This is a genomic window from Brachymonas sp. KE5 (assembly GCF_057773645.1).
In genome coordinates, this window is the sequence record NZ_CM173463.1 from 1,367,649 (window position 1) to 1,381,594 (window position 13,946).

Sequence of the window (13,946 nt, forward strand, 5' to 3'; positions counted from 1 at the left end):
ATTTACCAGGAACGCACGCGGCCGGTATCGACGTGCACGAACTGGCTGTCAGGATAGTAACCAACGCCGCCTGCTTTCAGCGACTTGGCGGCATCGCGCAGTTCGGCCAGCGGCACGCCGGGCAGGCGCACGTCGATGGCCTTGCCTTCCATGTGCAGGCTCTTCCTGGCGACGCCACCACCGCGCGTATTGCGCAGGGTGCTGTTGGTGACCGGGCTGCGGTAGCCGGAAATCACATCGAAGGTCTGGCTGGTGCCAAGCGCCTGGCGCACGCGGTACAGCAGGTCGAACAGCGTGGGATCCATGGAGCCGACGATGCCGCTGTAGTGGTCGCGCAGGAAGGTGTTCAGGCGCGTCATGGATTGCGGCAGGAAATTGTCGCCCACGGCATAAACCAGCGAGATGCGCTCGTTGGTATGCAGATTGTTGAAGGAAAGGCCGCGGGACGAGGGAATGGAAGCGAGAGCGCTGCCGCTACCGACAGCGAGGGTTCCGGCGGCAGTGGCGCGGAGGGCGGAACCCAGAAAATAGCGGCGGGAAGGAGTCTTTGTCTGGATCATGAATTCAAGGCAACCTGGATAGCGTGCGGGACAACCTGACTTGGAGCGGCTTGTCGCGTCAGAAGTTGCATGCAGCGCACAAAAAACAGGAAAAAGCAGGTGGCCGATTCACTATTGCAACAGACTACCTGCCCCATGTAACAGTCATGAAAAACTGTCGATGGAGCTTATTGTAGGGATGGCGCGCTCGCGGCGCTACTGTTTTTTTGTAACGCCGTCGCTGACTTAGGCTGAATTCTTGTTGTTTTACCTTGAGCCAGCAAGTCGGCCAGCTTGCGGTCGTGGCCGTACAGGTCGGGGAAGAACAGCAGCTGCCCGTTACTGACCACGGTGGTCATGTAAGTGATCACAACCGGCAGCGGTTCCTTCAGGCGCACCGTGCTGGCCTTGCCTGCCCCCATGGCCTTGCGGATGCGTTCTTCCGTCCAGGCCGGGTCGTCCTGCAGCACGAATTTGGCCAGCTGCACCGGCTCCTCCACCCGGATGCAGCCGTGGCTGAAGTCGCGTCGGGTGCGGTTGAACAGGCCGGGCGACGAGGTGTGGTGCAGGTAGATATTCTGGTTGTTCGGAAAAACGAACTTGATGTCGCCCAGCGCGTTGCTCCGGCCGGGCTTCTGGCGGATGCGCGCCGTGCCGTTGAGCACGCCCTGCAGGCCGCCCTGCCCCACGATCTCGAAGCCGTTGCGGGCCATGTAGCCCGGATCGCGGCGGATCTTGGGGATGGTTTCGGAGCGCGCGATGGAGGGCGGCACGTTCCAGTAGGGGCTGAATTCGATGTAGCGCATGTCCTCGTCGAAAAGCGGCGTGCGCGTGTCCAGCGCCTTGCCGACGATCACGCGCATGGAAATCCTGGGTTCTTCCTGGCCATTGGCGTTGTCATAGGCGCGCAGGCGGAACTCGGGCACGTTGACCACGATGGTGCGATGGCCCTGCAGCATCGGCGTCCAGCGCAGGCGCTCCATGGCCAGCGCGATGCGGTCGGCACGCTGCCTGGGGGATTCATTCAGCTTGTCGAGCGTGGCCTTGTTGAGGATGCCGTTTTCGGGCAGGCCATAGCGCTGCTGGAAGGCTTTGACGCCGGCCTGCAGGGTGCTGTTGTAGGTGGCCGGGGCCGCGGTGCCGGCGGGCAGGTCGCCCAGGGCGATCAGGCGCTGCGTCAGCATGGGCAGACCGGCCCAGGCCTGGCTGTTGCCGAGTTTTCCGCCCTTGGGCAAGGCAGGGAGTGTTCCCGCCCAGGCGGGATCATTGGCCAGCTGGCGCTCGCGCTCGAGGGCCTTGCGCAGTTCGGCATACATGGGTACGCGCGGTGTGGCCGCATCGAAGGCGCTGCCCAGATTGCCCATGCCCAGGGCTTCGCGCAGGGCCGTCGGGGCATCGAAGGCCTTCCAGTCGGTCTTGTTGGCGTCGTAGTTCGTGCCGAGCTGGCGCGGATCGACGCGGCCGTTGCGCAGGTGATGCAGATACAGTTCGAGCTTGTCGGTCAGTTGTGCATCCAGACTGGCAGCGGTGGCAGGATCGAGCGCCCTGCCCTGGTTGGCCTGGATGGTCTGCAGCAGTTGTGCGCCACCATAGTGATTGGGGTTCATGCCGTCGTTGGCGGCATTGGCCAGACGCCGTGCAGCATCCAGGGCAACCGGGCGCAGCATGTTCTGCTCATTGACCCAGAGCGATGCCCAGGCCTGCGGAGCAGCCATCAGGCCGGCCAGGACAAGCGAAGCGGAAACCAGTCGGGAAGGGAGGTACGAGAACTGCGCCATGGATCTAACCTGAAAAAAAGCGGGCCGCAGACAAGAGTCCGGAGCCCGCAAAATGTAGCACACCCGTGCTCATTGACGAAGCAGGGTTAGCACCCTGCCCTTGTTTCGTTGCGCCCTTACATCCCCAGGTAGGCCTGGCGTACTTCATCGTTGGCCAGCAGCTCGGGGCCGGGGCCGCTCAGCGTGACCGAGCCGGTTTCCAGCACATAGCCACGATCGGCAATGGCGAGCGCCGCGGCCGCGTTCTGCTCGACCAGCAGAATGGTCATGCCGTGCGACTTGAGCGACTTGATGACGTTGAAGACTTCTTCCACCAGCAGCGGGGCCAGGCCCATGGAAGGTTCATCCAGCAGCAGCAGCTTGGGACGCCCCATCAGCGCGCGCCCAATGGCCAGCATTTGCTGCTGGCCGCCGGAGAGCGTGCCTGCGGGCAGATTGCGTTTTTCCTTCAGGATCGGGAACATGCCATAGACCTTCTCCATGTCCTCCTGCAGGTTCTCTTTAGGCTGGGTGAAGGCACCCAGGCGCAGGTTGTCCTCGATGGAGAGCGGCCCGAACACCTGGCGGCCTTCGGGGCTCTGGCAGATGCCGCGGCGCACGCGCAGGTCGGCACGCAGCCGGGAAATGTCTTCGCCTGCAAACATGATCTTGCCGGCCGACATGGGCTGCACGCCGGAAAGTGTGCGCATGAAGGTGGTCTTGCCAGCCCCGTTGGCGCCGACCAGCGCCACCAGTTCACCCTTGTGCACTTCCACATCCAGCCCCTTGAGCGCCTTGATGCGGCCGTAGCAGCTTTCCATGCCGCTGACGGAGAGCAGCAGCTCGCCGGTCGGTTTGGCCTTGCCGGTGGTGAGATTGCCGGCCTCGTGTGCGCCCAGACCCACGGATTCCGGTGCCAGGTTGACCAGGCGGTGGAACAGCTGGCGGAACTCTGCCCTGGCCTCGCCGCCGAAAACGGGATCGGCATTGTTGCCGAAGGCCTCGTCGATGGATTGCCAGTCGTCATCAGTGAGCGAGGCGCGGGCCAGTGGCATCACGTCCTTCTCTTCGGTGCGGATGTGCGCCTTCACGCTTTGGGCATAGGTACGCAGCGCCTCGACGAAATCGTTGCGGTGCGCCTCGCTCTGCATGGCGCTGCCCATTTTGCTGCGCAGTGCGAGCAGCATTTCCGGTCCGTTGCGGTGTTCGGCCTGCAGGCGATCCAGCACCGCCGCGGCTTGCGGGCTGCGCTGGCGCAGCGCCGGGAACAGGTGGTGGTCTTCCTTGGCATGGTGGCAGCCATCCATGAACTGGTCGATGTAATCGAACAGCGCCGTGAAAAAGCCGGCGTCGACTTGCTGGCCCTGCTCGATGTCGCCGGCGAGCGAGTCGAGCGTGGCCGCGACGCGCCACAGGTTCTGGTGTTCTTCGATGATGATGCGCAAGGCTTGCATGGGGTTTCCTTCGGCCGGCTCAGGCATGTGCGCCCAGGTAGGCGGCAATCACGTCCGGGTTGTTGCGGACTTCCTCGCGCGTGCCTTCGGCCAGCTTGCGGCCGTAATCGAGCACGAGAATGCGTTGGGACAGGTTCATCACCATCTTCATGTCGTGTTCGACCAGCACGCAGGTCACGCCGTTTTCGGCCACCTTGCGGATCAGCTCGTCGATTTCATGCGTTTCGGTGTGGTTGAGGCCGGCTGCGGGCTCGTCCAGGAACAGCAGCTTGGGCTGCATGGCCAGCGCGCGGGCAATTTCCAGGCGCTTGAGCGCGCCGTAGGACATGCTGTCGGCGCGGGCCTTGACCTGGCCGCCCAGGCCAACGAAGCGCATCAGCTCGGCCGCCTCCTCGCGCAATTCGGCATCGCGCCTGGTGATGGACGGCAGGTGCAGTGCGCCCTTGAACAGGTTGCGGTCCAGGCGCAGGTGCGCTCCCACCATCACGTTCTCCAGAGCCGACATGTTCATGCACACCTGCAGGTTCTGGAAGGTGCGCGCCATGCCGCGGCGGGCCAGTTCGTCGGACGATTTGCCCTGGATTTCCTCGCCATTGAGCTTGATGGTGCCGGTCGTGGGCTTGTACACACCGGTGATCAGGTTGAACAAGGTGGTCTTGCCGGCGCCATTGGGGCCGATCACCGCGTAGATCATGCCGGGGTCGATCGAGAAGGACACGTCATTGACGGCCTTGACGCCCCCGAAATGGATGGAGAGGTTCTTTACGTCGAGCATGGACATGGTCAATGGCCTTTCTTGCCGAACTTGCTGGCCAGCGTGGGGACAATGCCCTTGGGCAGGAAGATCATGAACAGCATCAGGATCGCGCCGAAGATAACGGTTTCCCAGCCTTCCAGGGTGGCCAGGGCCTGCGGCAGCGCCGTGAGCAGCGCAGCGCCCAGCAGCGAGCCCCAGACGGAGGCCATACCGCCCACCACCACCATGGTCACCAGTTCGATGGAGTGGAAGAAGTCGGCAAAGCCCGGCGTCACCATGCCGATGTAATGCGCCATCACGCTGCCCATGATGCTGGCAAACACCGCCGACATGGTGAAGATGCTGACCTTGTAGCGCACCACGTTCACGCCTACCACGCGCGAGGCCACTTCCGAGCCGTGCAGCGCACGCAGCGCGCGGCCGAACGGGGAGTCGATCAGGTTGAGCGAGGCCCACACGCTGACCACCAGGAAGGCGGCGACGACCCAGTACCAGTGGCGGTCGCTGCTCAGTTCGAAGCCGAACAGGCCCATGGTGGGCAGCGGCATGCCGTCCGGGCCGCCCGTGAGCTGCGCCTCGTTGCGCAGCACGATGTTGACCAGGATGCCCAGGCCCAGCGTGGCCATGGCGAGATAATGGCCCTTGAGACGGAAGATCGGGCGCGCAATCGCTGCTGCCAGCACGCCGCAGATCACGGCGCCCGCCCCCATCGCCAGCAGCGGATGCCAGCCGAAATGCGTGGGCAGAATCGCCGAGGCATAGGCGCCGATGCCCAGGAAGCCGGCATGGCCCAGGCTGATCTGGCCGGCAAAGCCGATCAGCAGGTTCAGGCCCAGCACCACGATGGCGTTCATGGCGATGCGGATCAGCAGGTCGAGATAGAAGGCGTTGCTGATGACGAAGGGAGCGATCACCAGCGCCAGCGCGAGCACCCCGATGGAAATGTACATGGTTGTCTTGCGCATGGTTACACCCGGTCGGTAGATTTGCCGCCGAACAGGCCGCGCGGCATGAAGAACAGCACCAGCAGGATCAGGATGAACGGGATCGCATCCTTGTAGGCCGAGGAGATGTAGCCGGCGCCCATGGATTCCAGGATGCCGACCAGCAGGCCGCTGACGACTGCGCCGAGGCCGTTGCCCAATCCGCCCACCACGGCGGCGACGAAGCCCTTCAGGCCGAGCATGATGCCGACGTCGTAGGAGGTCATGGTCACCGGCGTGAGCAGGATGCCGCCCAGGGCGCCCAGCGCTGCCGACAGCGCAAAGCTGACGAACAACACCTTGCTGGTGTTGATGCCGACCAGCTGCGCCGCCGTCTGGTTGACGGAGGTGGCCAGCATGGCCTTGCCGGACAGCGTGCGGTTGAAGAAGTACCACAGCGCCACCACCACGATGGCCGTCACGCCCAGCACCCACAGGCTCTGCGGCTGGATGGCGGCACCCAGGATGTAGATCGGCTTGTCGCCCGAAAAGGCCGGCAGGCTGAAGGTGCCCTTGCCCAGCCAGACCTGGATCAGGCCGCGGATGAACAGCGAGGCGCCGATGGTGATGATGATCAGCGTCACCGTTTCGGCGCCCTTCACGGGCTCGATGGTGACCTTTTCCATCACGATGCCGACGATGGCCGGAATCAGGATGGCGAGGATGAAGGCGACCGGCAACGGCAGGCCGGCGTTGGTGAAATACACCGCCAGCATGCCGCCCAGCATGATGAATTCACCCTGCGCGAAGTTGATGACGTTGCTGGAGTTGTAGATCAGCGTGAAGCCTAGGGCCGCCAGCGCGTAGGTCGAGCCTACGGTGATGCCCGAGAACAGGTACTGCAGGAACTCTGCCATGATGGGTCTCCCTTGGGTCGGTGGGTCCTGCAGCTCAGGCTTGCGCCATCCACTGCGGTGGGCGTTTGTCGAGGAAGGCGGTGATGCCGTCCTTCGCTTCGTCGGTGGCGCGCTGGCCGGCGATGCGGCGGGCGGTTTCCTCGGTGGTGGCGTCGTCGATCGGGCGCGCGGTGACGGCGCCGACGAGTTGCTTGGCAGCGAACTGGGCGCCAGGGCCGCAGGTCAGCAGCGTGTCGGCCAGTTTCTGCACGGCGGCGTCCAGATCCTGCAGCGGCACCACTTCGCCGACCAGGCCCATCTCGAGCGCGCGCTGCGCACCGATGCGCTCGGCGCTCTGGAAGTAGCGCAGGGCGTGGCGCGGGCCGATGGCGCGCAGCACATAGGGGCTGATGACGGCGGGAATGATGCCGAACTTGACTTCGGAGGTGGCAAAGCTGGCGTCTTCACTGGCAATGGCCATGTCGCAGGCTGCCGTCAGGCCGGTGCCGCCGCCCAGGGCAGCGCCCTGCACGCGGGCAATGGTCGGCTTGCGCATGCCGGAGAGTGCGCGCAGCATGCCGGCAAAGCGCAGGGCATCGGCATGGTTCTCGGCCTCGGTATAGCCGGCGGCGCGCTTCATCCAGTTCAGGTCGGCGCCGGCCGAGAAATGCTTGCCGCGGCCGGCCAGCACGACGACGCGCACGGAAGCATCGGCGTCCAGCGCGGTGCAGGCGGCATGCAGATCGGCGATCAACTGCTCGTCGAAGGCGTTGAACACTTCGGGACGGTTCATCCAGAGCGTGGCGACAGCGCCCTGCCGCTCGATGTCAAGGGTTTGGTACATGACTCTTGTCGAAGGTCGGTGGGCCAGGGGCGCGTGTAGCGCCCTGCCCCGGGAATCTGGGGGAATCCGTGACAGGAGGCGGGTTCGGGTTGATCCCTGCCCCGCTGTCACGATCCCGTTATCAACGGCGCGGAGCCTGCCGCGCTGGCGTGGATCAGCCGATTACTCGACCAGCGTCCACTTGCCGTCCTTGACCTCCAGCATCTTGAATGCGGACAGGTCCAGGCCGTTGTGGTCTTCGGCAGACATGTTGAAGATGCCGCCGGTGCCGACAAAGCCCTTGGTGGCTTCGATGGCGTCACGCACCTTGGCCTTGTCGGTGCCGCCGGCGGTCTTGATGGCTTCCACCGCCATCATCAGGCCGTCGTAGGCGTGGCCACCGAAGGCGGACGGCTCCTGGTTCCACTTGGCACGGAAGGCATTGTTGTAGGCCTCGACCACGGGCTTCTGCTTGTCGTCGGCCTTGAGCGCTTCGGGAGCGAGCTGCGGGGAGGCAGGCATGCGCACGCCGTTGGCGGCATCGCCGGCCAGCTTCAGGAACTCGTTGGACGCCACGCCATGGGACTGGTACAGCGGCTGCTTGATGTCGAGCTGGCGGTAGTTCTTGGTGGCCACGGCCGGGCCCTGGCCCAGACCAAAGATCAGCACGGCCTGCACATCAGGCGTACCCTTGATCTTGGTGAGCTGGGCGCTCATGTCGGTGTCCTTCGGGCCGTAGGTTTCGTTGGCCACGATCTGGATGCCGGACTTGGCGGCCACGCCTTCGGTTTCCTTCTTGCCGGACTGGCCGAAGCCGCTGGTCTCGGACAGCAGGCCGATCTTGCTGATGCCGCGCTTCTTCATGTCCTCGAACACCTTCTCGGCCGCCATGCGGTCGGTGTGCGGGGTCTTGAACAGCCACTTCTGCGTCGGCTGCGTGATCACCACGGCGCCGGCCAGCGAGATCATGGGCACGCCGGCCTTGTCGACCAGCGGAGCGATGGCCATGGTGGAGCCGGTGGTGGTGCCACCGACGATCACGTCGACCTTGTCGTCCTCGATCAGGCGCTTGCCGAAGCCGTTGGCCTTGTTGGCATCGCTTCCGTCGTCATAGTGCACCAGCTGCAGCTGGCGGCCGTTCACGCCGCCCTGCTTGTTGATGTCCTCGACGTACATCTGCAGGGTTTTCAGTTCCGGATCGCCCAGGAAAGAGGCGGGGCCGGTCACGGACAGCACGGAGCCGACCTTGATCGGGCCGTTGGCGTCACCGCCGGCAGCCGGGGCGCCACCTGCGGCGCTTGTGCCTTCGGCCGGCTTGCTGGCCTCCTTGGAATTGCAGGCCGTCAGCATGGTAGCAGCGCCAGCCAGCATCAAGGCGGTCACAGCGAGCGAGCTGCCGGTCTTCAGGGTGTGCATGGTCATCATCTCTTGTCTCCTTTGGGTGGTTTTCTTCGTTCAAACGCGCTCGATAATCAGGGCAATGCCTTGCCCGACTCCGATACACATGGTGCACAGGGCGTAGCGGCCGCCCCGTCGTTGCAACTCGTAGGCGGCGGTGGTCACCAGGCGCGCGCCGCTCATGCCGAGCGGGTGGCCGATGGCGATGGCGCCGCCGTTGGGATTGACGTGGCCGGCGGTGTCCGGCAGGCCCAGATCGCGCAGCACGGCCAGTGCCTGCGCGGCAAAGGCTTCGTTCAGCTCGATCACATCCATCTGGTCCAGGCTCAGGCCGGTCTGGCCGAGCACCTTGCGCACGGCCGGTGCCGGACCGAAGCCCATGATGCGCGGCGCCACGCCGGCCGTGGCCATGCCGACCACTCGGGCGATCGGCTTGAGGCCGTAGCGGCCGGCGGCCTGTTCCGAAGCGATCAGCAGTGCACAGGCACCGTCATTCACGCCGGAGGCATTGCCTGCCGTCACCGTCAAATCGGGGCCGTTCACGCCCTTGAGCCTGGCCAGCATCTCCAGCGTGGTTTCGGGACGCGGATGCTCGTCGCGGGTGAACATCTTCGGGTCGCCCTTCTTCTGCGGAATGGCAACCGGAATCAGCTCGGCATCGAAACGGCCAGCAGCATCGGCGGCCGCCCAGCGCTGCTGCGAGCGCACGGCGAAGGCGTCCTGGTCCTCGCGGGAGATGTTGAAGTCCTGCGCCACGTTGTCTGCCGTCTGCGGCATCGAATGCGTGTCGTACAGCTTCTTCAGCACCGGGTTGGGAAAACGCCAGCCGATGGTGGTGTCGTAGATCTGCGCGCTGCGCGAGAAGGCGCTTTCGGCCTTGCCCATCACGAAGGGCGCGCGCGACATGCTTTCCACGCCACCGGCGATCATCAGGCCGGCTTCACCCGCCTTGATGGTGCGCGCGGCCAGGCCCACGGCATCCATGCCGGAGCCGCACAGGCGGTTGACGGTAGTGCCCGGCACCTCGATCGGCAGGCCGGACAGCAGCCCGGCCATGCGCGCCACGTTGCGGTTGTCCTCGCCAGCCTGGTTGGCACAGCCGTAGATGATGTCGTCCACCGCGGTCCAGTCGACGCCGGGATTGCGCTCCTGCAGCGCCTTGATCGGCAGCGCAGCCAGATCGTCGGCACGCACGCTGGCCAGGGCACCGCCGTAGCGGCCTATCGGCGTGCGGATGGCATCACAAATGAAAGCCTGCGTCATGACGGATTACCTTTCCTTGGCACGCTGGTCGAGGATGCGCACGGCCTTGCCGGTCAGGGTGCGCGGAATGCCGTCGGGCTGCATCACGGTGATCTTGGTCGAAACCCCGATCAGTGTCTTGATGTGGTGCTGCAGCTGCTTGACAATATCCCGGATATCGGCATCGGGCAGGTCGGCGGCATCGCGCTGCAGTTCGCAGCGCACTTCCAGGTTGTCCATGTGGCCATCGCGGCTCACCACCAGCTGGTAGTTGCCGGCCAGGCGCTTGTCGCGCAGTATCTGCTCTTCGATCTGTGTCGGGAACACGTTCACGCCACGGATGATCAGCATGTCGTCGGAGCGGCCGGTGATCTTGCCCATGCGGCGGAAGGAGCGCGAGGTGGGCGGCAGCAGGCGCGTCAGGTCACGCGTGCGGTAGCGGATGACGGGCATGCCCTCTTTCGTCAGCGAGGTAAAGACCAGTTCACCCAGCTCGCCGTCAGGCAGCACGCGGCCGGTATCGGGATCGATGATTTCGGGATAGAAGTGGTCTTCCCAGATCACCGGGCCATCCTTGGACTCGATGCATTCGCTGGCAACGCCCGGGCCCATCACTTCGGACAGACCGTAAATATCAACCGCATCCAGGCCCAGCTTCTTCTCGATTTCGGCGCGCATGCCCTCGCCCCAGGGCTCGGCACCGAAAATGCCCACCTTGAGCGAGCACTCGGCCGGATCCAGGCCCATCTTCTCGAACTCTTCCGCGATCACCAGCGAGTAGGAGGGGGTCACCATGATGATGTCCGGCTTAAAATCCTGGATCAGCTGCACCTGCTTCTCGGTCTGGCCGCCGGACATGGGCACCACGGTGCAGCCGGCGCGCTCGGCCGCATAGTGTGCACCCAGGCCGCCGGTGAACAGGCCGTAGCCATAGGAGATGTGGCAGATATCGCCGGGACGGCCACCTGCAGCGCGGATCGAACGTGCGCCGAGGTCGGCCCAGTTGCTGATGTCGTTCTTCGTGTAGCCCACCACGGTCGGCTTGCCGGTGGTGCCGGACGATGCGTGCAAGCGGCTGATCTGTTCACGCGGCACGGCAAACATGCCGAAGGGATAGTTGTCGCGCAGGTCCTTCTTGGTGGTGAAGGGGAACTTGGCCAGATCGGCCAAGGTTTTCAGGTCATCCGGATGCACGCCGGCTTCGTCGAACACCTGCTTGTAGTGCGGCATGTTCTCGTAGGCATGGCGCACCGTCCATTGCAGACGCTGCAGTTGCAGGGCCGCAATCTCGTCGCGGCTGGCGGTTTCTATCGGCTCAAGATCGCCGGGCTGGGGTTGCTTGACAGTCATGGTTCTCCTCCATCCTTGTTATTGCGGTGGGCCCAGGCTCAAACGGCCTGTTGCAGCCCCGCGATCACTTCGCCCTGAATGCGGTAGCTCTTGCCGCGGAACAGCGCCACGGTCTTGCCGCCGGCCACGCGCACGGTGATGTCGTACACGCCGGTGCGGCCCGAGAGCGAACGTTCCACCGCCTCGGCTTCGAGCAGATCGCCCTCCTTGCCCGGAGACAGGAAGTCGATATGGCAGGCCGAAGCCACGGTGTTGTGGTTGTAGCTGTTGCAGGCGTAGGCAAAGGCGGTGTCGGCCAGTGTGAAGATCAGGCCGCCGTGGCAGATGTGGTGGCCGTTGACCATGTCGGGCCGCACCTTCATCGTCAGCACCGCGTAGCCGGGGCGTACCTCGACAATCGCCATGCCCAATGCCTGCGCCGCCTGGTCGCGCGACCACATGGCTTCGGCCACATCCAGCGCGAGCTGCTGCTCTGCCGTGTTGTTATTCATGGAACTTCCTTCCTTCATCGATGCGTTGCTGCAGCAGCGGGGAGATGCGATAGCGATCCTCGCCGTAGATATTTCCAAGATGGGCCAGCGTGTCGCGCACGGCGTTCAGGCCCACCTGCTCGGCCCACAGCAAGGGGCCACGCGGGTAGTTCACGCCGAGCTGCATGGCGGCATCGGCATCGCCGGCACTGCATACGCCCTGGTTCACGGCATCGGCGGCCTCGTTGGCCAGCATGGCCACGGTCCGCATCACGGCCAGGCCGGGAACGTCCTTCAGCGGCGAAACCATCAGCCCGGCGGATTGCAGCAGGCCCACGGCATCCTGCACCGCCTGCTCGCGGGCGCTGGCGGCGGCCGTCAGGGCAACACGGCTGGCCTGGGTGTAGTCCAGCGCGAGGTCGATCAGCACGGTGTTGTCCACACCGTTCTGCGCGGCGCGCCGGGCGGCCGTGCGGCCATCCGTCAGGTAGATTACGGCTTCGCCGGCCTCGGCAATGCGCCCGTCCGCATGGACCGGCTTGCGCGAGAAATCGATGCCCTGCAGATGCAGGCGCTGCGCCAGACCAGCCGCGGCAGGCGACTCGCCCACGATGGCAACGTCTGCAGGCGCCGGCATGGCAGCAAAAGCCCGTGCTTCGGGACGCACGGCCCCTTCGCGGTAATCGAAAAAGCCCCGGCCGTTCTTGCGGCCCAGAAAGCCCGCCTCCACCAGCTCCTGCTGCAACAGCGAGGGCTGGAAGCGCTTGTCGTAGAAATAAGCACTCCACACCGACTTGGTCACGGCAAAGTTCACGTCGTGGCCAATCATGTCCATCAGTTCGAACGGCCCCATGCGGAAGCCCCCCGCATCGCGCATCACGGCATCGATAGTGGCATGGTCGGCAGCACCCTCCTGCACCAGGCGCAGCGCCTCGGCGTAGTACGGGCGTGCCACACGGTTCACGATGAAGCCCGGCGTGGACCTGGCATGCACGGCGCGCTTGCCCCAGGCGGTAGCCGTATCGAACAGGGTCTGTGCCACGCCAGCATCGGTCGCCAGGCCGGACACGATCTCCACCAGCTTCATCAGCGGCGCCGGATTGAAGAAGTGCATGCCCGCCAGCCGCTGCGGATGCTGAAGCGCCGAACCAATTGCCGTCACGGAAATCGAGGACGTGTTCGTGCCGAAAATGCAATCCTGCCCCACGATGCCTTCCAGTTCGTTGTACAGGCCTTGCTTGGCCTCCAGCTTCTCGACAATGGCTTCGACGATCAGACCACAACCGGCAAGCTCCTGCAGGCTATTCACGGCGGTGAGACGGCCGGCAGCAGCTGCAGCATCGTCCTGCGACAGCTTGCCCTTGACCGCCAGCTTGTCGAACTGCTGGCGGATGCCGGCCACGGCCTGCTCGGCCGCACCGGCGCGGTTGTCGAACAGGCGCACCGGATGGCCAGCGGCCGCTGCCACCTGGGCAATGCCGGCGCCCATGGCGCCGGTGCCCACCACGCCGATCACGGTTTGCAGAGGCAATGCCGCCATGCTCATTCCCCCTTGAACTGCGGCGCGCGCCGGGCCATGAAGGCGGCGACGCCCTCGTTGTAGTCGTGGCTCCAGCCCAGCTCGCGCATGAAACCGCCTTCCATGGCCAGTTGCTGCTCCAGCGTATGGCCGGCAGCGGCGTGCATGGCCTGGCGCGTACGCACCAGCGCCTTGGTCGGCGCCTGCACCAGCATTTGCACCAGCTTGTCGACGTGCGCCGCAAACTCCTCGTCGGCCACAGCGGCCCAGATCAGGCCCCAGTCGGCCGCCTGTTGCGCAGGCAGCTTCTCTGCCAGCAGCGCCAGACCCATGGCGCGCGCCATGCCGACGCGTTGCGGCAGGAACCAGGTGCCTCCGGTATCCGGCACCAGCCCGATCTTGCTGAAGGCCTGCAGGAACGAGGCAGATTGCGTGGCAATCACCAGATCGCAGGCCAGCGCCAGCGAGGCGCCGGCACCGGCTGCAATGCCATTCACGGCCGCCACGGTCGGCACGCGCAGGTTCTGCAGACGCAGGATCAAGGGCCGATAGTTGCGCTCGACAGCCGCTCCCAGATCCGCCGGCTTGCCGTCCACCGGGGCCACATCGGGATCCGCCAGATCCTGCCCCGCGCAAAAGCCGCGGCCGGCGCCGGTCAGCAGCAGCACGCGCACGCCGGCGTCCTGCTCCAGCTGGTCGAGCGCATGGCGGATTTCCGCATGCATGGCGCCAGTGAAGCTGTTGAGCTTGTCGGGGCGGTTCAGCGTCAGGCGGGCCACGCCATCCTGCACGCTGTAGAGAATGTTCTGGTAGTCCAT

General features: G+C 65.0%; 13 protein-coding genes and 1 pseudogene. All 14 read right to left on the reverse strand.

What is annotated here, in order from left to right:
- Positions 1 to 2: 2 nt before the first annotated feature.
- Positions 3 to 560 (reverse strand): peptidoglycan L,D-endopeptidase MepK, encoded by a 558-nt coding sequence (gene mepK / locus ACX36O_RS06505; protein ID WP_213360629.1) that lies wholly within the window; start codon positions 558 to 560, stop codon positions 3 to 5.
- Between the two features lie 167 nt (positions 561 to 727).
- On the reverse strand, positions 728 to 2,317 hold the full coding sequence (locus ACX36O_RS06510) for a L,D-transpeptidase family protein (RefSeq protein WP_213360630.1): 1,590 nt from the start codon (positions 2,315 to 2,317) through the stop codon (positions 728 to 730).
- A gap of 116 nt (positions 2,318 to 2,433) precedes the next feature.
- A complete protein-coding gene (locus ACX36O_RS06515) occupies positions 2,434 to 3,135 on the reverse strand; it encodes an ABC transporter ATP-binding protein (RefSeq protein ID WP_250131114.1) in 702 nt (233 codons plus the stop codon).
- A 216-nt stretch (positions 3,136 to 3,351) separates the two neighbouring features.
- Positions 3,352 to 3,777, reverse strand: a pseudogene (locus ACX36O_RS06520) (hemerythrin domain-containing protein); the annotation flags it as partial.
- Positions 3,770 to 4,531 carry an ABC transporter ATP-binding protein gene (locus ACX36O_RS06525; protein ID WP_213360632.1) on the reverse strand — a complete coding sequence of 254 codons (762 nt, stop codon included), beginning with the start codon at positions 4,529 to 4,531 and terminating at the stop codon, positions 3,770 to 3,772. The gene ACX36O_RS06525 and the pseudogene ACX36O_RS06520, both read right to left, overlap by 8 nt.
- A gap of 2 nt (positions 4,532 to 4,533) precedes the next feature.
- Positions 4,534 to 5,457: a branched-chain amino acid ABC transporter permease gene (locus tag ACX36O_RS06530; protein ID WP_488360213.1), complete on the reverse strand. Its 924-nt coding sequence runs from the start codon at positions 5,455 to 5,457 to the stop codon at positions 4,534 to 4,536.
- Between the two features lie 17 nt (positions 5,458 to 5,474).
- A complete protein-coding gene (locus ACX36O_RS06535; protein WP_091814918.1) occupies positions 5,475 to 6,347 on the reverse strand; it encodes a branched-chain amino acid ABC transporter permease in 873 nt (290 codons plus the stop codon).
- A gap of 34 nt (positions 6,348 to 6,381) precedes the next feature.
- On the reverse strand, positions 6,382 to 7,170 hold the full coding sequence (locus tag ACX36O_RS06540; protein WP_488360214.1) for an enoyl-CoA hydratase/isomerase family protein: 789 nt from the start codon (positions 7,168 to 7,170) through the stop codon (positions 6,382 to 6,384).
- Between the two features lie 162 nt (positions 7,171 to 7,332).
- Positions 7,333 to 8,574: an ABC transporter substrate-binding protein gene (locus ACX36O_RS06545; protein ID WP_250131001.1), complete on the reverse strand. Its 1,242-nt coding sequence runs from the start codon at positions 8,572 to 8,574 to the stop codon at positions 7,333 to 7,335.
- A 30-nt stretch (positions 8,575 to 8,604) separates the two neighbouring features.
- Positions 8,605 to 9,810: a 3-oxoadipyl-CoA thiolase gene (gene pcaF, locus ACX36O_RS06550; RefSeq protein ID WP_213360636.1), complete on the reverse strand. Its 1,206-nt coding sequence runs from the start codon at positions 9,808 to 9,810 to the stop codon at positions 8,605 to 8,607.
- A 6-nt stretch (positions 9,811 to 9,816) separates the two neighbouring features.
- On the reverse strand, positions 9,817 to 11,139 hold the full coding sequence (gene paaK / locus ACX36O_RS06555; protein WP_213360638.1) for a phenylacetate--CoA ligase PaaK: 1,323 nt from the start codon (positions 11,137 to 11,139) through the stop codon (positions 9,817 to 9,819).
- Between the two features lie 38 nt (positions 11,140 to 11,177).
- Positions 11,178 to 11,630 (reverse strand): hydroxyphenylacetyl-CoA thioesterase PaaI, encoded by a 453-nt coding sequence (gene paaI / locus ACX36O_RS06560; protein ID WP_250131002.1) that lies wholly within the window; start codon positions 11,628 to 11,630, stop codon positions 11,178 to 11,180.
- The gene (locus ACX36O_RS06565; protein WP_213360641.1) at positions 11,623 to 13,149 is read right to left on the reverse strand and encodes a 3-hydroxyacyl-CoA dehydrogenase; all 1,527 of its coding nucleotides are present in this window, start codon (positions 13,147 to 13,149) and stop codon (positions 11,623 to 11,625) included. Before ACX36O_RS06565 ends, paaI begins: the two co-directional genes overlap by 8 nt.
- A gap of 2 nt (positions 13,150 to 13,151) precedes the next feature.
- Positions 13,152 to 13,946 (reverse strand): 2-(1,2-epoxy-1,2-dihydrophenyl)acetyl-CoA isomerase PaaG, encoded by a 795-nt coding sequence (paaG, locus tag ACX36O_RS06570; protein WP_213360642.1) that lies wholly within the window; start codon positions 13,944 to 13,946, stop codon positions 13,152 to 13,154.

What these genes read in the sequence shown, in the direction of transcription:
- ACX36O_RS06525 (WP_213360632.1), bottom strand. Translation starts at nt 4,531, where the DNA reads ATGTCCATGCTCGACGTAAAGAACCTCTCCATCCATTTCGGGGGCGTC.
- mepK (WP_213360629.1), bottom strand. Translation starts at nt 560, where the DNA reads ATGATCCAGACAAAGACTCCTTCCCGCCGCTATTTTCTGGGTTCCGCC.
- ACX36O_RS06535 (WP_091814918.1), bottom strand. Translation starts at nt 6,347, where the DNA reads ATGGCAGAGTTCCTGCAGTACCTGTTCTCGGGCATCACCGTAGGCTCG.
- ACX36O_RS06510 (WP_213360630.1), bottom strand. Translation starts at nt 2,317, where the DNA reads ATGGCGCAGTTCTCGTACCTCCCTTCCCGACTGGTTTCCGCTTCGCTT.
- ACX36O_RS06530 (WP_488360213.1), bottom strand. Translation starts at nt 5,457, where the DNA reads ATGTACATTTCCATCGGGGTGCTCGCGCTGGCGCTGGTGATCGCTCCC.
- ACX36O_RS06540 (WP_488360214.1), bottom strand. Translation starts at nt 7,170, where the DNA reads ATGTACCAAACCCTTGACATCGAGCGGCAGGGCGCTGTCGCCACGCTC.
- paaG (WP_213360642.1), bottom strand. Translation starts at nt 13,946, where the DNA reads ATGGACTACCAGAACATTCTCTACAGCGTGCAGGATGGCGTGGCCCGC.
- ACX36O_RS06565 (WP_213360641.1), bottom strand. Translation starts at nt 13,149, where the DNA reads ATGGCGGCATTGCCTCTGCAAACCGTGATCGGCGTGGTGGGCACCGGC.
- paaI (WP_250131002.1), bottom strand. Translation starts at nt 11,630, where the DNA reads ATGAATAACAACACGGCAGAGCAGCAGCTCGCGCTGGATGTGGCCGAA.
- pcaF (WP_213360636.1), bottom strand. Translation starts at nt 9,810, where the DNA reads ATGACGCAGGCTTTCATTTGTGATGCCATCCGCACGCCGATAGGCCGC.
- ACX36O_RS06545 (WP_250131001.1), bottom strand. Translation starts at nt 8,574, where the DNA reads ATGATGACCATGCACACCCTGAAGACCGGCAGCTCGCTCGCTGTGACC.
- paaK (WP_213360638.1), bottom strand. Translation starts at nt 11,139, where the DNA reads ATGACTGTCAAGCAACCCCAGCCCGGCGATCTTGAGCCGATAGAAACC.